The sequence below is a fragment of the Flavobacterium sp. 9AF genome (assembly GCF_902506265.1).
GTDB lineage: Bacteria > Bacteroidota > Bacteroidia > Flavobacteriales > Flavobacteriaceae > Flavobacterium.
On record NZ_LR733556.1, the window covers coordinates 2,504,136 to 2,527,237 of the forward strand.

At 29.4% G+C, this 23,102-nt stretch carries 27 protein-coding genes; 10 read left to right on the forward strand and 17 right to left on the reverse strand.

Going from position 1 to position 23,102, the window contains the following annotated elements; translation table 11 throughout:
* The first annotated feature begins 534 nt into the window (after positions 1-534).
* From HALO113_RS11415 to HALO113_RS11440, 6 genes are all read left to right on the forward strand, one after another.
* Positions 535-894 (forward strand): VOC family protein, encoded by a 360-nt coding sequence (locus tag HALO113_RS11415; RefSeq protein ID WP_159779141.1) that lies wholly within the window; start codon positions 535-537, stop codon positions 892-894.
* 5 nt (positions 895-899) lie between these two features.
* Complete coding sequence (locus tag HALO113_RS11420; protein ID WP_159779142.1) at positions 900-1,790, forward strand: SDR family oxidoreductase; 891 nt, start codon at positions 900-902, stop codon at positions 1,788-1,790.
* 17 nt (positions 1,791-1,807) lie between these two features.
* The gene (locus tag HALO113_RS11425; RefSeq protein ID WP_159779143.1) at positions 1,808-2,245 is read left to right on the forward strand and encodes an EVE domain-containing protein; all 438 of its coding nucleotides are present in this window, start codon (positions 1,808-1,810) and stop codon (positions 2,243-2,245) included.
* The gene (locus HALO113_RS11430) at positions 2,238-2,702 is read left to right on the forward strand and encodes a MarR family winged helix-turn-helix transcriptional regulator (RefSeq protein ID WP_159779144.1); all 465 of its coding nucleotides are present in this window, start codon (positions 2,238-2,240) and stop codon (positions 2,700-2,702) included. The genes HALO113_RS11425 and HALO113_RS11430 overlap by 8 nt, the downstream gene beginning before the upstream one ends.
* 339 nt (positions 2,703-3,041) lie before the next feature.
* Positions 3,042-3,401, forward strand: a complete 360-nt coding sequence (locus HALO113_RS11435; protein WP_159779145.1) for a TfoX/Sxy family protein — start codon at positions 3,042-3,044, stop codon at positions 3,399-3,401.
* Positions 3,402-3,592: 191 nt separating this feature from the next.
* The gene (locus tag HALO113_RS11440; RefSeq protein ID WP_159779146.1) at positions 3,593-4,267 is read left to right on the forward strand and encodes a Crp/Fnr family transcriptional regulator; all 675 of its coding nucleotides are present in this window, start codon (positions 3,593-3,595) and stop codon (positions 4,265-4,267) included.
* Positions 4,268-4,273: 6 nt separating this feature from the next.
* On the opposite strand, the gene HALO113_RS11445 is transcribed toward HALO113_RS11440, so the two are convergent.
* Genes HALO113_RS11445 through rmuC form a run of 4 tightly spaced genes read right to left on the reverse strand, consistent with a single transcriptional unit; the run spans position 4,274 to position 7,624 of the window.
* Positions 4,274-4,825 carry an acyl-CoA thioesterase gene (locus HALO113_RS11445; protein WP_159779147.1) on the reverse strand — a complete coding sequence of 184 codons (552 nt, stop codon included), beginning with the start codon at positions 4,823-4,825 and terminating at the stop codon, positions 4,274-4,276.
* Positions 4,818-5,861 carry an isoaspartyl peptidase/L-asparaginase family protein gene (locus HALO113_RS11450; RefSeq protein ID WP_159779148.1) on the reverse strand — a complete coding sequence of 348 codons (1,044 nt, stop codon included), beginning with the start codon at positions 5,859-5,861 and terminating at the stop codon, positions 4,818-4,820. Before HALO113_RS11450 ends, HALO113_RS11445 begins: the two co-directional genes overlap by 8 nt.
* Positions 5,861-6,241, reverse strand: a complete 381-nt coding sequence (locus HALO113_RS11455) for a 6-phosphogluconate dehydrogenase (RefSeq protein ID WP_159779149.1) — start codon at positions 6,239-6,241, stop codon at positions 5,861-5,863. Before HALO113_RS11455 ends, HALO113_RS11450 begins: the two co-directional genes overlap by 1 nt.
* A 3-nt stretch (positions 6,242-6,244) precedes the next feature.
* Positions 6,245-7,624, reverse strand: a complete 1,380-nt coding sequence (gene rmuC, locus HALO113_RS11460) for a DNA recombination protein RmuC (protein ID WP_159779150.1) — start codon at positions 7,622-7,624, stop codon at positions 6,245-6,247.
* A 101-nt stretch (positions 7,625-7,725) separates the two neighbouring features.
* On the opposite strand from rmuC, the gene HALO113_RS11465 reads away from it, so the two are divergent.
* Positions 7,726-8,295 carry a pseudouridine synthase gene (locus HALO113_RS11465; RefSeq protein ID WP_159779151.1) on the forward strand — a complete coding sequence of 190 codons (570 nt, stop codon included), beginning with the start codon at positions 7,726-7,728 and terminating at the stop codon, positions 8,293-8,295.
* Positions 8,296-8,329: 34 nt separating this feature from the next.
* On the opposite strand, the gene HALO113_RS11470 is transcribed toward HALO113_RS11465, so the two are convergent.
* The 13 genes from HALO113_RS11470 to HALO113_RS11530 all read right to left on the reverse strand — a co-directional run bounded on the left by HALO113_RS11470 (position 8,330) and on the right by HALO113_RS11530 (position 20,268).
* The gene (locus HALO113_RS11470; RefSeq protein ID WP_159779152.1) at positions 8,330-9,091 is read right to left on the reverse strand and encodes a dienelactone hydrolase family protein; all 762 of its coding nucleotides are present in this window, start codon (positions 9,089-9,091) and stop codon (positions 8,330-8,332) included.
* A gap of 72 nt (positions 9,092-9,163) precedes the next feature.
* Positions 9,164-9,943: an ABC transporter ATP-binding protein gene (locus HALO113_RS11475; RefSeq protein ID WP_159779153.1), complete on the reverse strand. Its 780-nt coding sequence runs from the start codon at positions 9,941-9,943 to the stop codon at positions 9,164-9,166.
* A 39-nt stretch (positions 9,944-9,982) separates the two neighbouring features.
* Complete coding sequence (locus tag HALO113_RS11480; RefSeq protein ID WP_159779154.1) at positions 9,983-10,438, reverse strand: hypothetical protein; 456 nt, start codon at positions 10,436-10,438, stop codon at positions 9,983-9,985.
* A gap of 16 nt (positions 10,439-10,454) precedes the next feature.
* Positions 10,455-10,904, reverse strand: a complete 450-nt coding sequence (locus HALO113_RS11485; RefSeq protein ID WP_159779155.1) for a hypothetical protein — start codon at positions 10,902-10,904, stop codon at positions 10,455-10,457.
* Positions 10,905-10,988: 84 nt separating this feature from the next.
* Positions 10,989-12,200, reverse strand: a complete 1,212-nt coding sequence (locus HALO113_RS11490) for an ATP-binding protein (protein ID WP_159779156.1) — start codon at positions 12,198-12,200, stop codon at positions 10,989-10,991.
* 169 nt (positions 12,201-12,369) lie between these two features.
* Positions 12,370-13,821, reverse strand: a complete 1,452-nt coding sequence (locus HALO113_RS11495) for a hypothetical protein (RefSeq protein WP_159779157.1) — start codon at positions 13,819-13,821, stop codon at positions 12,370-12,372.
* Between the two features lie 254 nt (positions 13,822-14,075).
* Entirely contained in the window at positions 14,076-15,668 is a 1,593-nt protein-coding gene (locus tag HALO113_RS11500; protein WP_159779158.1) for a S41 family peptidase, read from the reverse strand.
* A gap of 68 nt (positions 15,669-15,736) precedes the next feature.
* Positions 15,737-16,534 (reverse strand): AraC family transcriptional regulator, encoded by a 798-nt coding sequence (locus HALO113_RS11505; protein WP_159779159.1) that lies wholly within the window; start codon positions 16,532-16,534, stop codon positions 15,737-15,739.
* A 146-nt stretch (positions 16,535-16,680) separates the two neighbouring features.
* A complete protein-coding gene (locus HALO113_RS11510; protein WP_159779160.1) occupies positions 16,681-17,151 on the reverse strand; it encodes a hypothetical protein in 471 nt (156 codons plus the stop codon).
* Between the two features lie 119 nt (positions 17,152-17,270).
* Entirely contained in the window at positions 17,271-18,725 is a 1,455-nt protein-coding gene (locus HALO113_RS11515) for a serine hydrolase (protein ID WP_159779161.1), read from the reverse strand.
* A 93-nt stretch (positions 18,726-18,818) separates the two neighbouring features.
* Positions 18,819-19,373, reverse strand: coding sequence for a helix-turn-helix domain-containing protein (locus HALO113_RS11520; protein ID WP_159779162.1), 555 nt, complete (start codon positions 19,371-19,373; stop codon positions 18,819-18,821).
* 140 nt (positions 19,374-19,513) lie between these two features.
* On the reverse strand, positions 19,514-19,912 hold the full coding sequence (locus tag HALO113_RS11525; protein WP_159779163.1) for an amino acid-binding ACT domain-containing protein: 399 nt from the start codon (positions 19,910-19,912) through the stop codon (positions 19,514-19,516).
* 2 nt (positions 19,913-19,914) lie between these two features.
* Entirely contained in the window at positions 19,915-20,268 is a 354-nt protein-coding gene (locus HALO113_RS11530) for an antibiotic biosynthesis monooxygenase (RefSeq protein WP_159779164.1), read from the reverse strand.
* A 69-nt stretch (positions 20,269-20,337) separates the two neighbouring features.
* Here HALO113_RS11530 and HALO113_RS11535 point away from each other — a divergent pair, with 69 nt between their 5' ends.
* The 3 genes from HALO113_RS11535 (at position 20,338) to HALO113_RS11545 (ending at position 22,901) form a co-directional block, all read left to right on the forward strand.
* Positions 20,338-21,015, forward strand: a complete 678-nt coding sequence (locus HALO113_RS11535; RefSeq protein ID WP_159779165.1) for a helix-turn-helix transcriptional regulator — start codon at positions 20,338-20,340, stop codon at positions 21,013-21,015.
* A 104-nt stretch (positions 21,016-21,119) separates the two neighbouring features.
* Entirely contained in the window at positions 21,120-22,049 is a 930-nt protein-coding gene (locus HALO113_RS11540; protein WP_159779166.1) for an AraC family transcriptional regulator, read from the forward strand.
* A gap of 87 nt (positions 22,050-22,136) precedes the next feature.
* Positions 22,137-22,901, forward strand: coding sequence for an SDR family NAD(P)-dependent oxidoreductase (locus HALO113_RS11545; protein ID WP_159779167.1), 765 nt, complete (start codon positions 22,137-22,139; stop codon positions 22,899-22,901).
* The last annotated feature ends 201 nt before the right edge of the window (positions 22,902-23,102 follow it).

Sequence of the window (23,102 nt, forward strand, 5' to 3'; positions counted from 1 at the left end):
CAGTTCGAGTGTTTTTTATGTAAAGTAATGAAATAAAAAATGTATCGAGAATTGTAATTTCGTTTTATGAGTATTCGTCAGTTCGAGTGTTTTTTATGTAATGAAATGAAATAAAAAATGTATCGAGAACCTTTTGATTAATCAAATTATAATTAAATACTATTTTTTTTTAGAAGCACATAAATTAGTTTACAGTAGCATTATCTTACGCTAGTCACTGTATCTTTTTATTTTCTTTTGTTAAATAAAAAAGAAAATAAAAAGATTATTGTAGTAAAAAATTTCAAACCCCATTCATTTATAAACTTTACTATTTATATAAAGTTATCTATCCTAATTTATAACTGATTATTAAATAAAATAATCCATGTCATTTACCATTCACTAAAAGATAGGATAATTACTCAATTTCAGATGTATTAATTACAATATATTATACATTGATTATATGTTTAAAATAAAAACTGAAAAATAGTTGCTTATTGTTGTTGTATATATTATATTTGCGACAACAATAATTTAAATGATAAATAAATGAGACAATTAACTTTTGTATCACTGCAAGTGAAAGAAATAGAAGAATCTAAAAAATTCTATGTGGAGAAATTAGGATTTGAAATTGAAACTACGAATCCACAAGCGTGCGTTTTTAAGTACAATTCTGGAAAAGCAAGTTTTGCAATACGTACACCTCTCGAATCTCTTGAAGATAGACAAGTAGGAATAGGAGTTGCAGTTTGGTTTGCAGTTGATGAAAATGTAGATGAAATAAGAGAAAAATTACTTAAAAAGGGCATAGATACAATAGGAGGTATTATTGAAACTCCTTTTGGTAGAGCTTTTCATGTAAAAGATATTGATGGTTATAAACTTACTTTTTTAAATGAAAAATAAAGAATATGAATAATAAGATATTAATTACTGGAGCAACTGGAGGTTTGGGAAGTAAAGTTATTAATCTTTTAAAACAAAATGTAGCAAGTAAAAATCTAGTTGTTTTAGTTAGAGATTTAGATAATGAGTTAGTTAATCAATATAAAAATGACGGTCTTGAATTAAGAATAGGTGATTATGCTAACTTTGAAAGTTTAGAAAATGCTTTTAAAGACATAGATACTTTGTATTTTGTTTCAGCAGGAGATGATAATAATCGTTCAGAACTTCATAAGAATGTAGTGGATGTTGCCAAAAAAGTGGGTATAAAACATATTTTATATACTAGCGGAGTAAGAAAGAATGAGAGTAATGTATCACCTATAGCTACTTTAATTGCTTCTCATATTCAGACAGAAAATTTTATAAAAGATTCTGGAATAAATTACACAATTTTTAGACATAATTTATATGCTGAAGTGATAGAGATGTTGATTGGCGATAAGAATCAATTAGTAAAAAATAAGGCTATTTATTTACCTACCTCCAATGGAATAACTTCATTTGTTCCTAAAGACGATTTAGCAGAAGCTGAGGTAAAAGTTATTTTAAATCCTTACCTCTATTTAAATAAAACACTCGAATTTAATGGCAGTGAATCTATCTCGTTTTCTGAAATTGCTAAAAACCTCTCCAAAATCTTAAAGGTTACTATTGAGTATAATTCTCCAGAAGTACCTGAATTTGTTAATACTATGAATCGATTTGGTGTGCCAAATCATATTATTGAAATGTTGAGTTCATTCAGTTTAGCAATTGCACAAGGTGAGTTTGATCATCAAACAAATGATTTAGAGATGATTTTAGGAAGAAAAACAAAAACAATTTATGATTTTTTAAAACAGACTTATGAATAAATTGAATTTGAAATAAAATGAAAGAAAGAGAAATAAAATATTGGATAATTGTAGCTTCAAAAGATCATGTTAAAAAAGGAGTTTTTGAAGGTATTTCACAAGCTTGTCATGGAAAAGTGACTCCATTGAAAAAGATGAGAAAAGATGATTTTTTAATTTATTACTCTAGTAAACTAACAATGGATGGATTTGAAAAATGTCAAGAATTTACAGCCTTAGGAAAAGTTGTGGATAACGATATATATCAGGTTCAAGTTTCCGAAAATTTTTGCCCTTCAAGGCGTAATGTTATGTTTTTAAAATGTGATGATATATCGATACTTCCCTTAATTGATGAGTTAGATTTTATTCAAAACAAAAAAAATTGGGGTTATCCATTTCGATTTGGTATTTTTGAAATCAAGGAACACGATTTTCAATTAATCTCATCAAAAATGCTACAAAATTATGTCTAAAAAGATTGATTTCCATTTTAAATCACCTAATGATAGCCCTGGCTATTTATTAGGACAACTTACAATGTTATGGCAACGTAAACAAAAAAGAGTCTTAGATCCTTTAGATTTGACATCAACTCAATTTATTTTATTAGCTTCTTTAGGCTGGCTCTCAAAGAAAAGTAATGCAGTTACACAGGTTGATATTGCTAATCAAGCTAATTTAGATAGAATGATGGTTTCAAAAGTATTAAGAACATTAGAAGAAAAAGATTTTATTACGAGACAAGAACATGGAATGGATACTAGAGCTAAAATTATAGCGCTTACAGATAAAGGTGCAGAAGTTTTACAAAATGCTATAGTAGTTGTAGAAAATGCAGATATTGATTTTTTTTCAACAATTGAAAAAGATTTGGAGTTTTTTAATTTTAAAATGGTTCAGCTGATTAATGAAAATCAAGATGGGAGTTAATTTTTTTACAAAAATAATAACTAAAATAATCTATTTTAATAAATTAAAAAGAGTATCTTGAAATGTTTTATTCTTTAGAAAGATTTTTACTCAATCTAAAAAAATAAAACATACTACTTTATGTACCTCATTAGACATCATCAGGAAAATATCGTAAGCTTATGGAGTTTCAAAAGCATATAAAATATTGGACATTATGCACTTTATACTACTGCTGATTTAAAACTATCAGAATTTGATTTTTAAATGAAAGTAAATCAGAAATGAAAAGAAATAAGTGGGTAACCCTTATGAAGAGCTGTTTTTTATTTAAATTTATAACAATAAAATCAAATAGCTATGGCTTTTAACGAAAACACAATTCAGCGAATCAGGCTTTTTTTTCAGGAGAAAGATGTTCCCTTTTATGAAAAGAAGATGTTTAATGGCATTTGTTTTATGGTAGATGATAAAATGTGTTGCTGTAATCATATCGATAAAGAAACGGGTGAAGATTTTTTATTATGTAGAATAGGAGAAGAGCAGTATTCTCATGCTTTAAAAAAAGACAATGTAATTCCCATGGAATTTACAGGGAAATCAATGAAAGGATATGTATATGTCACCGAGAATGGTTTTTTAAAACCGAAGGATTTACATTATTGGTTGCAACGCTGTTTGGATTTTAATCCTTTAGCAAAATCAAGTAAGAAAAAGTAATTGCTACTTTATAAAACCGTATTTTAATATATCTTGGTTGTATGTTATTAATAAAAGTTTTTCATAAAAATGAGAGCGAGTAAAAGAAATAAAGAAATAAGTTAATTAAATGATAAAACTGCTCTAGAATGTCTGGAGCTTTTTTTTATTATAATAATATCAGTATTTTTGATGTACTAAAATAATTGCTAATGAACTCCATTTGGTATTTTGAAGATGTAAATTTATTCCATATTATGTGTCCCCATAAATTTAAAGATGCGGGTCATAATCATTCGTTTAAAAATTATAAAAAAAATGATTTGATTTATACTGAAGATGATGCTGCGGATAAAATTTATTTGGTAAGTAACGGTAAAATTAAAATTGGTTATATCAATGAAGAAGGAGAAGAAATCATATCGGCTATTTTATCTAAAGGAGAAATCTTTGGTGAAAAAGCAATTTTAGGAGAAGAAAGAAGAAACGAATTTGCATCTGTGCTAGAGAATAATACTACAATTTGTCCTATTGCTGCCGATGAAATGCTTGAGTTAATTAGAGGAAATCGTGAATTAAGTTTGAAAATTTATAAGTTTATAGGTTTTAGACTAAAACGATTGGAACGTCGATTAAAATTACTCTTATTTAAAGATACTAAAACCCGTTTAAAAGAATATTTAAATGAACTCGCGTTAGATTATGGATATAAAAATGCAGTTTCAGGTGATACGGTAATAAAACATCCTTTTACTCAAAAAGAAATTGCGACACTTATTGGTACCTCTAGACCAACGCTAAACATTTTGATAAACGAGTTGCAAGAGGAAGGTTATTTAAAATTTGATAGAAAAGAGATTATTCTAATAAGTAAAATCTCTGCCTAAAATATTTTATTTGATAGCAATTACAACATTATATCTTTTTAAAAAATCTAAGGCTTCTTTAGATTGATAATCGAATTTTTCTTCTAAAGAGGCTAATTTTTTCTTCTGATTAATACGTCTTAAGGCTTCATAAAAACGTCTCACTTCTTCTAAATGGTAGAGAATTAATTGCGGTACTTTTGTAGGATTACCCATTTCATCTTTGGCTACCATAGTAAAATAACTGGAATTGCAATGTTTTACTACGCCAGTTTGTATGTTTTCAGCAATGACTCGAATACCTACAACCATTGAAGTATTTCCTACGTAATTTACCGATGCTTTTAGTGTGACCAATTCTCCAATTTCTATAGGATTTAAAAAATCAACGGTATCTACCGAAGCTGTAACACAATAACAGCCTGAATATTTTGAAGCACTCGCAAAAGCTATTTGATCCATTAATTGTAGCAAATAACCGCCGTGAATTTTACCACTAAAATTAGTATGTGAAGGAAGCATCAATTCGGTTAAAGTAACTTTTGAAGCATCAACAGTGTTTGATTCTTTTTTATTCATTTGTTTTATAAATACCAAGTGTTAGTTTTCCATTTGTGTCAATTGCTGCTCGATACATGCCTGGAGTATTAAATTCCATAACTATGTTTCCTTTTTGATCTAAAGCAATAATGCCACCTGTTCCTCCTAATTGGGTTAGCTTTTTTTGAATCACTTCATGGCTGGCTTTTTCTAAAGAGATTTTTTTATATTCCATTAATGCGGCCATATCATAAGCTACTACATTTCGTATAAAAAATTCGCCCCAACCTGTAGAAGAAACACCACAAGTGTTGTTGTTGGCATAAGTGCCCGCTCCAATAATTGGGGCATCTCCTATACGCCCCCATTTTTTATTGGTCATACCACCTGTTGAGGTTCCAGCAGCAATGTTTCCATTTTTGTCTAGAGCAACACAGCCTACTGTGCCATATTTTGTGTCTTTTATAGTAGGATCATAATATTCGGCTTTATCGTTGTGATCCAATTCAATTTTTTCTTTTTCTTTAGCACGTAGCAAAGATTGATATCTATTCTCAGTGTAGAAATAGGACGGATCAACTAATTCAATTCCATTTTGGAGGGCAAAATATTCAGCTCCTTCTCTAGCTAGCATTACATGTTCCGATTTTTCCATGACAGCTCTGGCTAAATTGATTGGGTTTTTTACAGTAGTAACTCCAGCAATGGCACCTGCTTTCAAAGTTTTGCCATCCATTATAGAGGCATCCAATTCATTTTTACCTTGATTGGTAAAAACAGCTCCCTTACCTGCATTAAAAAGCGGTGAATCTTCAAGAACATTAATGGTTTTTTCTACAGCATCTAAACTACTTCCTCCATTTTGTAAAATAGTATAGCCTGTTCGAATGGCTTCTTCTAAAGCTTTTTTATATTCTCGTTCTAATTCGGGGGTGAGATTTTCTTTTAAAATAGTTCCAGCTCCTCCATGAATAACAATTGCAATTTTGTTATTTGAAATGGGTGAAATAGAAGTTTTACTCGATTTACATTGAGAAAAGATTACTAATAATAAGAAAAATAACACTCTTTTCATTACTCGCCATTATTAAAATAGGGAGAGGTTTCTTTTTCAACTTTGGTTACAAAATAACGGGTATCACCCCACCAAAAGAAAGTTCGTAAGCGCTCTACATATTCTACTTTTACAAATTTTCCTTGTAAAGATTTTAAACTATCAATTATAGGTTTGTCATTATCTAAAACAGAAAATTTGAAAATTTGTGCTCCAGAAATTCCTTGGCTTATTTCTCCTTCCCAAGTTTTGACAAAATATCCTTTGTGGCTAATTTTTATTAATTCTCCAGAACGAATTCCTTCACTGTATGGAACATAATACACATAAGACATATATCCTATTACAGATAGGACGGTTAATAGGGTTCCAAAAAAAACTATTTTTTTAAATACTGTCATGATTTATTCGTTTTCTATTGTTGCGTTACTATCATTTTCTGATGCTCGTTTTAATACATTTTCTGGCAATGCTTTTTTAGCTTTAGCTCCCATTTTTTTCAGTCGTTCAACACTTGTAATCAAATTCCCTTTTCCATCTACTAATTTGTTCATTGCATTGCCATATTCCGATTTTGCTTCGTCCATTTTTTTACCAATCTTAATTAAATCGGATACAAAACCTTCAAATTTATCATACAAAGCACCGGCTTGTCTGGCAATTTCTATAGCGTTTTCTTGTTGTTTTTGATTCGTCCACATGCTATCTATCGTTCGTAAAGTTGCTAATAGAGTAGAAGGTGTAACAATTACAATATTCTTTTCAAATGCTTTATTATATAAAGTATTATCTTCATTTAAGGCTAACGCAAAAGCAGGTTCTATAGGAATAAAAAGCAATACAAAATCAGGACTTTCCATATGGTAAATGTCGTGGTAGTTTTTTTCACTTAATTGATCCACATGACGTTTTACCGAAGTTACATGTTCTTTTAATATGACGGTTTTAGCTACCTCATCTTCTTCATTTACAAATCGTTCATAAGCCGTTAAAGATACCTTAGAATCTACAATCATTTTTTTACCATCAGGAAGATTGATAATTACATCGGGCATCATTCTGTTTCCTTCTTGATTGGTAAAACTTTTCTGTACTTCATATTCTCTACCTTTCTCTAAACCTGATTTTTCTAATACACGCTCTAATACCAATTCGCCCCAATTTCCTTGCATTTTGCTATCGCCTTTTAATGCTTTGGTTAAATTAATCGTTTCTTTCGACATTTTATCATTCATTTCTCTCAGACCTAAAATTTGCTGACGTAATGCTGCGTGATAATCGATACTTTCTTTATGTGTATCTTCTACTTTTTTTTCAAAAAGTTGAATTTTTTCCTGTAAAGGATTTAAGATTATTTTTAAGTTTTCTTTGTTTTGTTCTGTAAACTTGGTGGTTTTTTCTTCTAAGATTTTGTTAGCCAAATTTTCAAACTCTTTCGTAAACTTTTCTTGTAACTCATTTACTTCTTGTTTTTGCTCTTTATTACGTTCCAATAAATTATCAAAATCGTTTTCTTTTTTGGCTAAATGAATGGATAATGATTCTTTCTCTTTTTGAAGATTCTCTTTTTCGATAAGAACTTGCGCTAAGGCTTTTTCAAACTGTAATTTTTCGGATAACAATTGATTTTTAAGTTGCTCGATTTGGTTTACTAAACCAGAAACCCTTTCTTCTAAAGAAGATTTTTCAGCTTGTGCTTGAGTTTTAGAAAGTAATTTACCAAGGTAAAAACCTATGGCTAAGGCGAGGATGAATACGGCTAATACTAAAATAATTTGCGACATATAAAGTAAATAATTTCAATTGTAAATTTAAGGAATTAATTCAACTTTAAAACCAGAATTTATATAAATTGAATACTGTATTTTTGCAGTAAATAATAAAAATGAGTCACCAACATTTTATACTTCATAAACCGCATGGCTATTTGAGTCAGTTTATTTATGAACTGAAAAGAAAAAAGAAGTTATTAGGCGAATTGTATCCTTTTCCAGAAGGCACTATGGCAATAGGGAGACTTGATGAAGATTCGGAAGGTTTGTTATTGCTTACTACAGATGGGAGAGTGAGTGAACATGTGAGAAGTAAAACAGTTGAGAAAGAATATTATGCACAAGTAGATGGTGTAATTACTCAAGAAGCTGTTGACCAATTACAAAATGGAGTAGAAATAGGGATCAATGGAACCAAATACTTAACTCGAAATTGTAACTCAAAATTAATTACTTCATTACCAGATTATATAGGTTCTGGAAAACGAATAAGAGATAAACGACACGGACCTACTTCTTGGGTTTCTATAACGGTTGTCGAAGGTAAATTTCGGCAAGTAAGAAAAATGACAGCTGCTGTTGGCTTTCCCACATTACGATTGGTTCGCGTTAGAGTAGGGAAAATGCATTTGGAAGGAATAAGTGTAGGGGCTGTTCAAGAAGTTCAAGAAATTGTTTTATAAAAATATCCCTTCTTCTAGAAGGGATATTTATGGTTTAATTGAAAATTTCTGTAAAAAAGGCTTTCATCGCTTCCCAACTTCTTTTATTGGCTAATTCATTGTAAGCAGCGCCTTTACTATTGTCTGTACTTAAGTCTTTATGAGTAAATGCGTGTACCGCATTTGCATAAAAATTCATTTGCCAATCTGCTTTTCCAATTCTCATTTCATCTTGAAAGGCTAAGACTTCTTTTTGTGGTACATAAGGATCATCTGCACCATGTAGCACTAATATTTTTGGAGTAATGGGTTGTGTTTGACGCATTGGGTCCTTACCTAATCCACCATGAAAAGAAACCACTCCTTTTACTTTTAAATTTCCTCTTGCCGCTTCTAAAGCACCACTACCACCAAAACAATAACCAATTACAGCAATTTCATCTGGATTTGCTCCTTCTTTTATTAATTGATCAATAGCTAATTGTATTCTTCTTTGGTAATCTTTATAACTGTTTTTAAAATAGCCAGCTAATTTTCCAGCTTCAGTCGTGTTGTTTGGGGTGTTTCCTACACCATAAATATCTGCAACAAAAGCATGATATCCTAATTTAGCTAATGCTTCTGCAGATTCTTTTGCATGTGCATCGATGCCCATCCAAGCAGGTAAAACGATGATACCTATATTTTTTGGGTTTGCCGTTGTAGCTTTTGCAAAAAAACCTTCTAATTTTTGACCGCCATCATTATAAGCAACTGGTTTTAATTGCGCTTGCATAGAAAAATGAATAAGTGTGAGTAGTATTATAATTTTTTTCATATTTAAAATTTTTATAAAATTAGTGAAATAGAAGCGCAAATAGGAAAAACAAATCCTAAAAAATTTGTGGAATTATTGCACTTTAAATTTTCCCAACTCTTTATCGAAGGTAATGGCTTCATTTTGAAATAATTCATTAAAAACATTTTGTTCAATTAATTGACAGGGTTGTCCTTTTGTTAATTGGTTAGGTGTTAAAACTATCATTTCATCACACAGTTGTATGGCTAAATCGATATCATGGGTAGAATAAAGAATTGTTTTTCCAGTTTCTTGCGTTAATTTTTTTAGTAATTTCAGTAAGGATACTTTATGAAGTAAATCCAAATGTGTAGTAGGTTCGTCTAAAATGATAATGGCTGTGTCTTGTGCCAAAGCTCTCGTGATTAACGCTTTTTGAAGTTGGCCATCACTTATTTCGTAATGTTTTTTATCAATGAAATTAGCTATTCCAGTTAGTGCAATAGCTCGGTCAATTTTTTCTTTATCTTCTTTTGCTAATGTGCCTAACCAATTGGTATAAGGTTGTCTGCCAAGAGCCACAATTTCATATACGGATAAGTTACTTGGTGGTAAATGTTCTGTGAGAACGATACTTAATTCTTGCGCTAATTGGCTAGGGGTATATTTTTTTAAAGATTTCCCTTGTAATAGTATTTCACCTTTTAGGGGAGGAATAATTCCTGTTAATGTTTTTAATAAGGTGGATTTACCTATTCCGTTTGCTCCTATAAGTGCTACTAATTGACCTGCTTTTAAATCGATAGTGCAATTTTCAATAATAATTTTTGATCGATTTTTATGGGTATAACCGATGGATAAATTTTCGCTATGTAAAACAGTAGAAGACATTAATAAAAGCTAAATGTTGTTGCGCAAAGTTAAAGGTTTTTAAAGATAAATAATGTTATCTGGTCGTGAAGAGTTATAATGATTTATAATTAATTCATAATAATCTCCTATTAATACACTTGCAACCGATACTTCATTTTTAAATAAGAAAGTTGAAATACTTTTTTCCATATTTTCATCTGCTTCTAGAAGAATTTGAATTCTATTTTTAATTTCTGAGAGCTCTTCTTCTGTAATAGGGAATACATGCCTAGGTAAAGTTAAAGTAAGTCCGAATGCTAAATCTTCAGCAGAAGTATAACCCCAATATTCATAGATATCTTCTTTATCTATTCCTTTATCAATTAAAAGATTGATTTGATCTATTATATCATCCATTTTTTTTACATTAAAGGCATCGAAAGCCTCATCAAATTTTGAGATGAGATCTAATACTATAGGGAATAATCGTTCCGATTTCTCAATATTGGGTTCTAGTTCTTTCCTAAAATTCATATAATTGTTTTTAATTTTATTGAAGATTATTTTTAAACATTTTTATTTTTTTCAAAGACATTTGGGATACAATTCGAAATCCTATTTCTATAATGCTTCTAAATAGAAGCAAAATAAATATAAATGCGAATATTAAACCGTATTCTTTTCTGTTTAGCAAGTCAATTGAGATAAGTGCAACCGTTATTGAAAAAAGCGTAAAGAATATTTTTAGTTTCATACCTGTACAAAGATGCAATGTTAACTTGTTTGGGTATATCTGTCCTTTTATGATACAAAAATTGCCAAAGAAACTAGATAGTTGAATGGTAAATGTATTGGTTTCTATTTCACCTACAAACGTTTTATTTTCCCAATATCCTGTAAACTGTTTACTATCAATTGTATTTTTTTTTAAGTTTACAATTAGGTTATGATGATTTTCTGATAAGGGAATACTTATGTCTTTTTCTGGAAATAGTTTCATTATTTACTGATTTCTGAAAGGAGCGTTTTTAAAGCTTTAAAATTGACAAGTGAGAAAATATAACTTTAATCTTGTTTATAAAAATTAGTTTCCTTTTGGAAAATACAAATAAAAATTACTTCCTTCTTGTATATCGCTTTCAGCTTCAATCCATCCATTTATGTTTTCCATTATAGTTTTACAAATGGCTAATCCCATTCCTGTTCCCGCATATTCATCTTTTGAATGCAATTTTTTAAAGGGTTCAAAAATTTGGTATCGGTATTGGTTGTCAAACCCAATTCCGTTGTCTGCTATTTTAATTTTATAAAACGTTTTAATGGAAGGATTTGTTGGGAAATTAATTTGCTCCTGTGATAGGGTTTCCGAACTTATTTTTATTTGTAAAGGAACGTTTTCTTTACGGTATTTAATAGCATTTTCTATTAGGTTGATGATAAGTTGGGTAATTATCACTTTTGGACCTTTTATAGTAGGTAAATCATGAAATTCAATTTTAAAATTAACGGAATCATGATATTCTTTACAATATTCGCTGGTGTAATTGATCAATTCGTTTAAGTTGCAATCTTCTAATACTTGATTGATATCTTTGGCTGAAGAAAACTTTTGTAAAGATTCAATTAGGTTGCGCATTCTTTGATTGGCATCTAAAATACGGTTTAAGTAAATGTTGGCTTTGTCGTCTAAATCTGAATTTTCTAAAATAAGTTTGCTGAAAAAATTAATTTTTCGAAGTGGCTCTTGTAAATCATGACTTGCGATATGATTAAACATAGCCAGTTCTTTATTTCTTTTTTCTAACTCTATATTTTTCTGTAGTAATTCTTCCGTACGATAGCGAACTTTATCTTCTAATATTATATTTTGATTTTTAATTTTTGCTTCCGACAATTTAAGCTCTGTAATGTCTTTAGAAATTGATAGCAATTGATATACATCTCCTTTTTCTAAAGCAACAGGTGTAATAGTCACATGCCACCATTTAGGTGTGCCTTTTGCTGTTTCACAATAGGCCGAAAATTCTGTAACTTCTCCTGTTAAAGCTTTATTAACAGCATTTTTTACAAGTGTTTTGTTTTCATCTCCCCACAAATTCCACCAATATTGATGTTTGATTTGACTAAAATCATCTATTTCCATGGTGCACATTCCATTGAAATTCATAAATTGTAAACGACCTTCAGTGTCTAAAATTTTTAAACAATCGGAACTACTTTCTAATACAATATCTTTTAAAACCTGAGTTTCAATGAGTTTTTTCTCAATTGAGGGTGTTATATCTTCATTTTCCATTATAATACTAATAATAGATTCAAAATTAGAAAATAATTATTTAGTTTAAGCATCAAACAATTGTGAATAAAATAATAAAATGGGTGTAAATGATTTTGTAGCAATAAAAAACTGCCCAATGATAAATAAAACCATTAGACAGTTGAAAAAGCAAAATAGCAATTGGCTATTATTCTGGACCATTAATGGCATACACAGACGTTGTTTTTTGATTAGGCGTTTTAGGGTCATTAATCACAATGCTTGCATTTCCTCTTAACCCATCTGTTCCTAGAGATAAAACTAATTTTGGATTATTGGCAGGTGCGGCTAAAATATACATAATGGGCACATATACAATACTATTATAGGTTACTGTATCGTTGTTATTGGTATAAGTAATGCTACTTTTATTATTAATAATAACAGATTCACCTGTACTATTTGTCATTGGTACACCACCAAAAACTGTTAATGGAACAGGGTTAAATAAAGTATTTCCTGAAATAGGAGTAGTGCCAATTGTTCCTGAAACAGTGACTAATGAGCCTGTTGTAGCATCATATTTGCGGTTGAAAGTGAGTGTCAATTGTGGATAAGTAGCGGTTGCTGGAACTGTAAGTGTATTGGTATTATTATCAAAATGCATATCGGCTAAAAAATCGAAATAAAATCCTGTGGAAGTTTTGCCATCTAAAGAAAAACTGATCATCACAAAATAAAGATCAAATTCACCAATGATTTTTTCACTAATATATTGCGCTTCAATAGATACAAAAGCAAGTGGATGTGCAGGTAAAGGCGTTTGGTAATAACCACTAAAATCGGCTAAATTAATTCCGCTTAAATCAAACCATTTAGGTTGAGGAGAAGTTCCTGTTGGAATAGTTGTAAGGGATCTAGAAATTAATTTGTTATCTTTAATAATCATGTTGTTACAGGCAAAACCTTTAGCAGAAGCTGTTCCCATAATTAATTTTACTTGAGTTCCATCTTGCTGAAAAAATGAAAAATAATACATATTTAAATTGTATATGTATGTGGGTATTGGAAGTAACGTGCCGTTATTTGTGCCATTGTCATAATGTAATTGATTGTTTACATCAATTTGCATTACTTTAGTTATATTTTCATTATTGTTTTCATAATATTCTCCTGTAAATAATGCAACAGGAATAGGATTGTTATAAGTAGTTCCTTTCACACTAATTGGTGTTTTTTCTGGTAAGGTAATATTTCCAGAACAACTAACTGTGGGTCCACCTGAATTATTATTGCGAGCAAAAATTAGATTAATAGACAAACCATTGGACCATTTTTGTGTTAAGGATGTACCATCAAACTTACCTGTAAACGCATATCGAGTAGATGTTTTACCATCTAAAGATAGTAATAAAGATAAATCATATTCAGGATTTGTTGTAGTAGGTCTCACAATCATATTTGTATCGATTGCAAAAAATGCTCCTGGTGCACAATCTAGATTATAATATCCATTAAAAGGAATTAATTTAGGAGTGTCTGGATTAACAGGAATTAAAAATTTAGCATCATTGCATTGATTCAAAAGGTTTTGGATATACGAAGCAGTTTCGTTCTTAGTGTTCGAAACAGTAGCATCAGTAAAAATGGTGTTATTCATAATTTTAGTTTTAGGTGAATTAAATAATTGTATCAGAAACTAAAATTACTTTTTTATAGAAGTTTGTTTATAAAAATGGTTATGAGTTGCTTTTTTTTGTTAATAAGAACAGTAATTTGTAGAACGAGTCGTTTTATATAATATTGAAAAGGTAAATAGTTGGCTAATTTTTTAATAATTCTTTCCCAAGAAAGTGTTGAAAAAACAGCTACAAATACCATTATATATAGCTTTAAATGAAAACGGAACTCATTTTATTGATTTTCAATTTCTAGAACTTTCTTAAACATAGGGTCTTTTTGTATTAAGAAATTTTTTCCAAAAATGGCTTCCTCAGTAATAGTGCGTTCATGTAAGAAATCGATAGAGTAAGTGATAAAATGTTCTACTTGATTTTGGAATAAATCGGTTGTTGTTTTACAATCTGTAAAATCTATTTGTGGTTCAATTCTAAAAATTACCTTACTATAAGGTAAACAAAATACAGATGTAATGCTTTGCATACCACCCAAAAGATTTGGGGTTTCACCTATACTAATAATCCGATCCATTTTATATGCTAGACTAGATAAATTACTAGTTGCAGAATATATAAACCGGTCTTGTAATAGGTAAATGTTTCCTTCAAAAGGTAAAGTTTCTTTTTCAGGATAAAAATGAGAATAGTTTGGAATAATATTATAGAACATAGAAAGGTTCTTTAGTTTAATTCCATCTTTGGTTAAACTTAGACCATATTTTACAATTGAATCTTTATTCATTTCAAAATATTTACAGTTTAATGAACTAAATATGCGTCCCACGACTACATTAGATTGGAGAGTGTCTTTTATTATCTTTCCTAGAAATTTACCATAAGTATAATCGCTACCACCACCATTACCTCTCACATCTAATACAATAGATTTTATAGAAGAATGATTTAAGATATTTTGAAAACGATGAATTAATGTATCACCTAGTTTTTCTTCCATAGCAGGCAATTTGGCATAAAATATTTTTTCTTTTTCAAAATAATGTGTGATTACTGATGCTAAATTGTTGTTGTAACCAAAACTATTTTTTTTGTCTTCAAGAAAAGTAACGGTGTCATTTCTGACTAATTCTAAAATTTTTTCTTGCTTGTTTGGATCTTGAAAAGTGAATTTTAGTACATCATTGTTATAGATTTCTGCAACGGTATAAAAAGTTTCATTATACACCTTTTTATGAACTCTATCCCATCTTAAAGGAGATATCAGTTGCTCCATATTTTTTACAAAGGAATGTATTTTTTGATTATTACAACTTATTAATTTCATTGAAGCGGGATATTCTTTTCCTTTATAAGAAAAGGGTAATAGATTGTAATAGTCACCATCTATATATACTAATTCTAGTTTGGATTTAGTATAAAAATGGTCTTTAATATACTTATCATATTTATAACTATGAACAAAATCTGAAGTGTCTATCCCTGTAACTATGTTTTGTGGAATCCAAACCGTTTTAACTATATCTAGTAGAGAACGACCTAATCTATTACTGTGTCCATCTTGCGCAGCATTTAAAGTTTTTTCTATTAGAAATAAATATTCTTCTTTAGTTGTTTTTGAGTTAATTTTTGATCTAATTTTTTTAGCATGTTTGTTAAAATCTATGTTTCTTACTTCTTTATTAAATTGAACAATTGGACTTACCTGATTAATGTAAGAAACCAAAGAATCGTAATCAACTAACATTTGGGAAGTAGTAAGTGAAGGTGTGTCTTTAAGTAGATTAGAAATTGAGGTGCTGTTTTGTCCTTGAAAAGTAATAGTAAAACTTAAAAGAAGCACTATTAGAATATGCATTTTATAATTTTTCATTTGTTATCTTTTGATGATACAAATGTATCTTTCTTGAAGCTTTTGTAATTGTAAAAATCTGCCAAGTTTTATTCTAAATTCCAAATGAGTGTGTCTTCTACATGTGAGCTTGTTTGTTTAAATTGTGAAGGAGTTACATAAGTATATTTTTTAAATGTTTTTGTAAAATGGGCTTGATCTGTAAAATTTAATAGATCTGATATTTCTATAAGTGGAATATTTTTTAAAATCATTGGCATTGCTTCTCTAACTTTAATTATTTGTAAGTATTCTTTTGGTGTAGTTTGAAGTTGGTTTACAAAATACCTATGAGTAGATCGGTAGCTTTTGTTTAATAAATCATTTAATTCTTCCATTTGAGTAGCTTTTAAAGTTTTATTGAATAATAAAGTATTGTATAGCATTTTGTCTTGTATCAATGGAATAAAAAAATCTTCCATTTCGGTTACAATTTTCTCTAAAGGATTATTGCTAAACACTATTTCATACAGGGAATCCCAATTTTTATTTGTATTTAAAATATCATTTTGAAAAATATTTTTTGAGAAGCCTTCTCCAAAAAAAACTTCTAATCCCATAGGATTAAAATTGATGCATAATTCCTGATAAGGCTGATTTGCAATTATTTTTATGGGCTCTTTATAAATACCTGTAAGGTAACTACTGTTTTTTGTTGAAGATAGGATGTGATATTCTGAATGGTTTACTGCAACTATTTGCCCTTTTTTTATTAGACCAAGGCAATGATTTGTGTTAGGATAACATAACTGGCTAATATATTCATTATCGTTTTTAGTGATAAACAAAAAATATTGAATACACTCTCTTACTAAAGGATTTCTAGGATAAAATATTTTTGTTTGCATTGCTTAGTAGCTATTCTAAAATAGATTCAGAAATAGTTATCTAAAGTAAAAAAGAAATTAAAATAAAATACTTTAGTTTAAAAAAAAACAGAAAATATAATTATATTAGTGGGTATTTGTTCTTTTTTTAAAAAAAGCAAAACATCTTATTTGGATTTTCTTTCTAATATGTCTAATCTTTCTTTTTCTCGAAATTTCGATATATAAAATAAATTGGAATTTAAAATAGCCTTATGAGTAGCATGTTGTTCTATAAATGGAATAATCTTGGAATCTATTTCAACCAACCAATTATCGGTTGATTGTTCTAATTCTTTTTCTGTAACTCCTTTTATAGTTGGTTTTTTTATTTGTGCCATAACCAAATAAGTGTCCTCTTCTGTTTTTCCAAAATCGGAATCATAATAGGATATAGTAATGTCATAAAACCCTTTTCCAAATGTTTTGTATTCGAAATAAATAAATACAGTTAAATTGGATCCTAAATCTTTGTAAATTCTTTTGGTAGTTTTTGAATATCTGTCAAATCCTCTATTTTCAAAAAAAGGAACAATCTTTTCTTTGAATAGTATATCAAAACATTTTTTTCTCTGTTGAGTAGTTAATTTTTCTGTCATAGTTTTGATAGAATTAATAAATTCCCTTTAAAAGTATAAAATTATTCTAAAGTCAAAGAAAAATAATTTTAGCTATCACTCTATTTTAGTTTTTATCCTATTGATAGTAAATTAATATATTATCTCTTATTCCATAATTCTTCTCCAAAATAGAATTCTTTATTGGATAATAAAAATTCATACACCGAATTTACATTATCACCATTTAAGAAGATAACATATCCATTATTAGATTGAGGAAACCAAATTGCCAATGTGCTTACACCAGGATCTTTGCCTGTATGTAATAAAGCATATTCATTATTACTAAAACCAGTGAGTATTTCCCATCCTAAACCAAAAAAATCATTTTCTTTTAATTTAATCTGTTGTTTAATCATTTCTTGGAATAATTCATTAGAAATTTCCGCACCATTAATAACATAAGCTAAAAACTTTCCATAATCTTCTACTGTTGTAAGGAGGTTTGCAGCTGCATTTGCTTCATAATATTTATCGGTTTCAATTTTATCACCTGTCATATTAAAATTTTGAGCATATCTACTTTCTTCTACATTTGGCTCCCACCAAAAAAAAGTATCATTCATTTCAAGTGGATTAAATAATAATTCTTTGGCTAGTTGTTCTATGCTTTTGTTTAGCTTTTTTTCAATAGCAATTCTTAAATATTCAAATCCTTCTCCAGAATATTGATATTTTGTACCTGGTTCAAATTGAAACCTGAGTTTGTTTTTTTTGTCAAGATAACGCCAATTAGGAAATCCTGTTTGATGAGTTAAAATTATCTTAGGAGTTAGTTTAAGATATCTATTGTCGTCTTTAATGTCAGGATCAATCCAATATTTATATAGCGGTTCATTTAATTCTAATAAACCTTTATCTATTAATTTTAAAGTAATTAAAGTAACAATTGGTTTCGTTAAGGATGCAACTTTAAAAATAGTATTATAAGGAGCAATGTTTTTCTTGTCTAATGTTCCGTAAACAGCTATTTTAGTTAATTTACCCTTTTCTATTATGCCTAATCCTACTGCTGGAACATGATTTTGTTCTAATAGCTGTAAAATGTTTTGAGTATTATTTTCTAAAATAGGCTTTTGATGGTCGTAGCTTAAAACTTCACTTAATTTCCATGTTTCATTTTCTAGCACCCAAACATGTGTGAATTTTGCTGTACTTGTCCAAAGATCTTCTTTATCTTTTTGTCTAAGATAGAAATGATGAATTCCTTTTTGTATGACACCGTATAACTGTTCATCATTATAAAGCGGAAATACCTCAAGACTTTTAATGTCTACTTTACGAATGGGTTTGCTTTCAGTATTTGAACAAATATATTTTTCTATGTTTTCAAAGAAAGTCTTTTTGTCTTGAAAGCCACCTTGGTCATGATAAAATTTTAAATCGTTAACTACTTTGCTTTTTAAATAATTTAAGTCACATTGATTAAAACCTCTTTCAAAAAAAATACTGTCTTCTTTTTTTAAATCGGTAAATAAACTAGTGTTTTTGTCAATTTGGGCATCCAACCTCAAAATGGATAAAACGAAAATAAGAGTAACAATACGGATCATGTTTTTTTTTAGACAAAATTCAGAAGTTTTGATTGACTAATCTAAAAAAACACCCGTCAATAACCTGACAATGCCACGACAACAAGCTAATAATTAGATGAAATCGAAATTTAATTTGAAATACAGTTTTCCCTTTTGGTCTAATGCTGCAGCGTTTCTTAAAACTATAAATAGGTTGGTTATTACTAAGAAAACCATTATTAGTAAAGTGAATTTATTTCCTAGATTAAACCAGTTTTTAGCGAAAGCACTTAGCATGAATAAGACAGGAGCAATAATGGTCCATAGAATTTGAATTGAAATGATACCTTTTGTTAAGGCATTTTTTTGTTTTAAAAGATAGGTAAGGAGCAAAGGAGCAATAATATTAAAAGGAGGTATAAAAAATAAAATAGAAATAAGATTAATAATTTTAATTTTTGAGATTTGTAAAGAAGCAGTAGATGGTTTTTCTATTGTTTCTTCTGCCTCTTTTTTTAATATAGTTTCATCTATTTTTAATGCTTTTGAGAGAGCTTTAAGCGTGTGTCCTTTTGGTGTAATTCCTGCTTCAATTCTTTGAATGGTCCTAACAGAAATACCAGATTGGGTTGCTAACTCATCTTGCGTTAAATTGTTTTTTTCTCTTATCTTTTTTAGTTTAGACATTTGAAAATGTATTACTTGTTTACAATTGTTTTGTGCTTATTCTAAAAAAAAGTGAATTGTTTTCAAGAATAGGGTAAACAAATATATTACAAACATCCGATTTTTTGAAACAAAGAATTATTGACTTTTATAATTTGATATTAATAGGTCCACCATTCTTGCATCCATAGTTTTGAAACTTGTTTTGCCTTTTCTAAATGATCAGGAACAATGATGAGTTGGTTAGAATGGTCGCTATATTGAACTAAGATAGAAATATTTTCTTCAGCTAAACGTTTACAAAATTGTCCTAATTGTCCTGGAACATCTTGTCTAAGTTTTTGAATAATGACTTCATTTATTTTAATTAAGTTTATCCCAACTTCTTTAAGAACCTGTTTGGCTTTCTCAGCATCTTCAACTAAAAAATGCGCAACAGCAACATTTTTGTAAGTAAACACACCACCACCTTCTAAACTAATTTTATGTTTGCCTAATGTTTCGCCTAATAGGGCTAGTTGTCCTATTTTATTTTCTAAAATGATTTCGATATCTTTCATGATTATTTTTTTAAACGATGAACTAATTTACTGTCCTCAGGAGATTGTTCTCTTAGATTCATGCTGTAATCTCTAATAACTGTTGCTACTCGTATTTGATAATCATTAAAAATGCTATTTCTCCCTTTTTTTTGTACTTCTCTGTGCAATTCTAGTGTACGCCACTTTTGAATGCTAGCTTCATCTTTCCAAAAGGAGAGAGAAAGTATTTTGTTAGGATTTGATACGCTTTTAAATCGTTCAATAGCGATAAATCCTTCGATTTTTATTAATTCTGGTTTTAATTCTGTTGCTAAATCTAAATATTCTTCCCATTTATTATCAACAGGAAAAGCTTCAAAAAGTACGACTATCATAGTATTATTAATTTTGTTTGTACGAATGTAAAGACTTTGCTACTTTTACATTTCATTCAATAATGAAGTATGGAAGTTTTGCATCATTTTTCTAAAATTAGTGCATTAATTTGCGAACCTTCTCGATCTAAAATGTTATGGTTTTTATTAGATGGTAAAGCGTATACTGCATCAGAAATAGCCGCATTTGCAGATATTTCAATTACGGCAACAAGTAATCATTTGTCTAAATTATTAGAGGCCGAAATGCTAAAGGTAGAAATTCAAGGACGTCATCGTTATTATACCTTTGCAAATGCAGAAGTAGCTTATGTTATAGAATCATTGGCACAGTTATCAAAAATAAATCGTTCTGAAAGAGAAATCAAGCCTGTTGGAATAAAATTTTGTAGAACCTGTTATGATCATTTGGCAGGTTTTGTAGGTGTTCAATTGGTTGAGGCATTGGAAAAAAAAGATATGGTAAAAAAGAGCGGAAACATCTATCTGGTAACAAATAAAGGTTGGGAGTGGTTTGAAAATTTTGGAATTAAAAAAGAAAACTATAATACGATTCGCAGGCCTTTAACTAGACAATGTTTGGATTGGTCTGAAAGAAAACCTCATTTAGCGGGACAATTAGGTGCAGATTGGTTAATGAGTATGTTTCATAAAAAGTGGTTTAAAAAGGTACAGTTCTCAAGAGAATTAGTGTTGACAGCAAGAGGGAGAAAGGAAATTTATGAATTACTTGGAGTTGTTTTATAGTATTTTATGATGCGTTTGAAAACCAAATGTAAATCGATGATTTAAATTTTTAGATATATGTTATCCCTATTTTGTATTTTTGTATTATTTGAAATTTGCAAAATATGGAAAGTGTAAGTATAAAGGATTTTTATAAAGATATATGTGGGCAATCTAGTTGTCAGTTAGATTACTTTCTAGATAATAAAAATCACTCCGATTTAGGTCATTTTAATGTGTTTGATATTGCAAAATTCTATTTTGATGACAACCCTAAATGTCAAATGAGCTACAATAGAAGATTGTATTATAAAATAAGTCTGATTAAAGGGAAAAATTTAGTTGAATATGCAGATAAAACGATATTGATTGAGCAACAAGGCATCTTATTTGCATCACCCAAAATACCTTACAGATATACCGCATTAGATAATAACCAGCAAGGTATGTTTTGTGTGTTTACTAAAGAGTTTATGTCTAAATCAAAAATGGGTTTGCATATCGATGAATTGCCAATATACCAGCCTTCAAGCGATTTTATATATCAATTAGATGACAAACAATATTTGGAAATAGAAGCGATATTTAAGAAAATGGATACTGAATTGTCTTCAGATTATGAATATAAATATGATTTGCTTAGAAATATTTTAATGCAATTAATTCATACGGGTCAAAAACTTAAACCCATTGTTAGTATGCAAAGCACCACTAATGCGGCCAGCAGAATCACCACGCTTTTTATTGAACTTTTAGAAAGACAATTTCCTATTGAAAATGATGCGCAGAAAGTAGTTCTGCGTAACCCTATTGAATTTGCTACGATTTTAGGTGTACATACAAATCATCTTAATAAAGTTCTAAAAGAGACAACAGGACGAAGTACTAGTGATATTATTAATGCTAGAATTGTAGAAGAAGCTAAAATTCTTTTAAAACAAACACAATGGAATGTTTCTGAAATTGCTTATACATTAGGCTTTGATGAGGTGGCACATTTTTCAAATTTTTTTAAAAAGAAAACAAATCTTTCTCCGTTAAAGTTTAGAAATTGATTGAATTTTACAATTTTTAGATTGTTGTTTGCAAACGTTATATTGTTTTAAATGGGAACTTTGTCATACATTTAAAAACGTAGAAAAATGACAACTAAAACAAGTAAAGTAGCCTTAGTAACAGGCGGAAGTCGTGGACTTGGAAAAGACATGGCTACACAATTAGCAAAAAAAGGTTTTGATATTATACTCACTTATCATAGTCAAGAGCAAGCAGCGAAAAAAGTGGTTGAAGAAATCCAATCTTTAGGAAAAAATGCTGAAGCCTTGCAGTTGGATGTAGTAGATATAAACAGTTATGATCAATTGGTAAATCAAGTAAAAGAAATATTAGAGAAATATGGGGTTACTCATTTACATTCATTGGTAAATAATGCTGGTGTAGGGGCTCATACAAGTATAGTAGATACTAGTGAAGCTGTTTTTGATAACATGGTTGATATTCATTTAAAAGCACCTTATTTTTTAACACAAAAATTGTTACCAATTTTAGAAGACGGTGGAAGTATCGTTAATATATCTTCTGGTTTGGCAAGATTTAGTTTTCCTAATTATGCTCCTTATGCAATTATGAAAGCGGCAATAGAAAGTCTTTCTCGTTACCAAGCACAAGAATTTGGTAATAGAAAGATTAGAGTTAACACGGTTGCACCAGGAGCCATTGAAACCGATTTTGGAGGAGGAGCTCTTCGAAACTCACCCGATTTGCAAAATATAATTGCAGGCAATACAGCGCTTGGTAGAATAGGTTATGCAGATGATTTAGGTGGAGTAGTGGCCTTTTTGTGTAGTGAAGAAGCAAAATGGGTTAATGCACAGCGTATAGAAGTTTCTGGAGGTTTTAATATTTAATTTTTTGTGAATCATTCGTCCTAAAATAAGTAAAACTAAGCTTATTTTAGGGCGATTTTTTTGTTTTTTTATTTCTAAAATTGTAGCTAAATAAATGCAAAAATCACATTGAAAAGATTAGGCTTTACAGACTATTTTGCTCTGTATATTCCTTTCTGAAAAAACAAAGATTAATGGCAATAATTAAAATTGAATAAAAAC

Excerpts from the sequence above, each read along its gene's own strand:
- HALO113_RS11415 (WP_159779141.1), top strand. The coding sequence starts at position 535 with ATGAGACAATTAACTTTTGTATCACTGCAAGTGAAAGAAATAGAAGAA.
- HALO113_RS11420 (WP_159779142.1), top strand. The coding sequence starts at position 900 with ATGAATAATAAGATATTAATTACTGGAGCAACTGGAGGTTTGGGAAGT.
- HALO113_RS11425 (WP_159779143.1), top strand. The coding sequence starts at position 1,808 with ATGAAAGAAAGAGAAATAAAATATTGGATAATTGTAGCTTCAAAAGAT.
- HALO113_RS11430 (WP_159779144.1), top strand. The coding sequence starts at position 2,238 with ATGTCTAAAAAGATTGATTTCCATTTTAAATCACCTAATGATAGCCCT.
- HALO113_RS11435 (WP_159779145.1), top strand. The coding sequence starts at position 3,042 with ATGGCTTTTAACGAAAACACAATTCAGCGAATCAGGCTTTTTTTTCAG.
- HALO113_RS11440 (WP_159779146.1), top strand. The coding sequence starts at position 3,593 with ATGAACTCCATTTGGTATTTTGAAGATGTAAATTTATTCCATATTATG.
- HALO113_RS11445 (WP_159779147.1), bottom strand. The coding sequence starts at position 4,825 with ATGAATAAAAAAGAATCAAACACTGTTGATGCTTCAAAAGTTACTTTA.
- HALO113_RS11450 (WP_159779148.1), bottom strand. The coding sequence starts at position 5,861 with ATGAAAAGAGTGTTATTTTTCTTATTATTAGTAATCTTTTCTCAATGT.
- HALO113_RS11455 (WP_159779149.1), bottom strand. The coding sequence starts at position 6,241 with ATGACAGTATTTAAAAAAATAGTTTTTTTTGGAACCCTATTAACCGTC.
- rmuC (WP_159779150.1), bottom strand. The coding sequence starts at position 7,624 with ATGTCGCAAATTATTTTAGTATTAGCCGTATTCATCCTCGCCTTAGCC.
- HALO113_RS11465 (WP_159779151.1), top strand. The coding sequence starts at position 7,726 with ATGAGTCACCAACATTTTATACTTCATAAACCGCATGGCTATTTGAGT.
- HALO113_RS11470 (WP_159779152.1), bottom strand. The coding sequence starts at position 9,091 with ATGAAAAAAATTATAATACTACTCACACTTATTCATTTTTCTATGCAA.
- HALO113_RS11475 (WP_159779153.1), bottom strand. The coding sequence starts at position 9,943 with ATGTCTTCTACTGTTTTACATAGCGAAAATTTATCCATCGGTTATACC.
- HALO113_RS11480 (WP_159779154.1), bottom strand. The coding sequence starts at position 10,438 with ATGAATTTTAGGAAAGAACTAGAACCCAATATTGAGAAATCGGAACGA.
- HALO113_RS11485 (WP_159779155.1), bottom strand. The coding sequence starts at position 10,904 with ATGAAACTATTTCCAGAAAAAGACATAAGTATTCCCTTATCAGAAAAT.
- HALO113_RS11490 (WP_159779156.1), bottom strand. The coding sequence starts at position 12,200 with ATGGAAAATGAAGATATAACACCCTCAATTGAGAAAAAACTCATTGAA.
- HALO113_RS11495 (WP_159779157.1), bottom strand. The coding sequence starts at position 13,821 with ATGAATAACACCATTTTTACTGATGCTACTGTTTCGAACACTAAGAAC.
- HALO113_RS11500 (WP_159779158.1), bottom strand. The coding sequence starts at position 15,668 with ATGAAAAATTATAAAATGCATATTCTAATAGTGCTTCTTTTAAGTTTT.
- HALO113_RS11505 (WP_159779159.1), bottom strand. The coding sequence starts at position 16,534 with ATGCAAACAAAAATATTTTATCCTAGAAATCCTTTAGTAAGAGAGTGT.
- HALO113_RS11510 (WP_159779160.1), bottom strand. The coding sequence starts at position 17,151 with ATGACAGAAAAATTAACTACTCAACAGAGAAAAAAATGTTTTGATATA.
- HALO113_RS11515 (WP_159779161.1), bottom strand. The coding sequence starts at position 18,725 with ATGATCCGTATTGTTACTCTTATTTTCGTTTTATCCATTTTGAGGTTG.
- HALO113_RS11520 (WP_159779162.1), bottom strand. The coding sequence starts at position 19,373 with ATGTCTAAACTAAAAAAGATAAGAGAAAAAAACAATTTAACGCAAGAT.
- HALO113_RS11525 (WP_159779163.1), bottom strand. The coding sequence starts at position 19,912 with ATGAAAGATATCGAAATCATTTTAGAAAATAAAATAGGACAACTAGCC.
- HALO113_RS11530 (WP_159779164.1), bottom strand. The coding sequence starts at position 20,268 with ATGATAGTCGTACTTTTTGAAGCTTTTCCTGTTGATAATAAATGGGAA.
- HALO113_RS11535 (WP_159779165.1), top strand. The coding sequence starts at position 20,338 with ATGGAAGTTTTGCATCATTTTTCTAAAATTAGTGCATTAATTTGCGAA.
- HALO113_RS11540 (WP_159779166.1), top strand. The coding sequence starts at position 21,120 with ATGGAAAGTGTAAGTATAAAGGATTTTTATAAAGATATATGTGGGCAA.
- HALO113_RS11545 (WP_159779167.1), top strand. The coding sequence starts at position 22,137 with ATGACAACTAAAACAAGTAAAGTAGCCTTAGTAACAGGCGGAAGTCGT.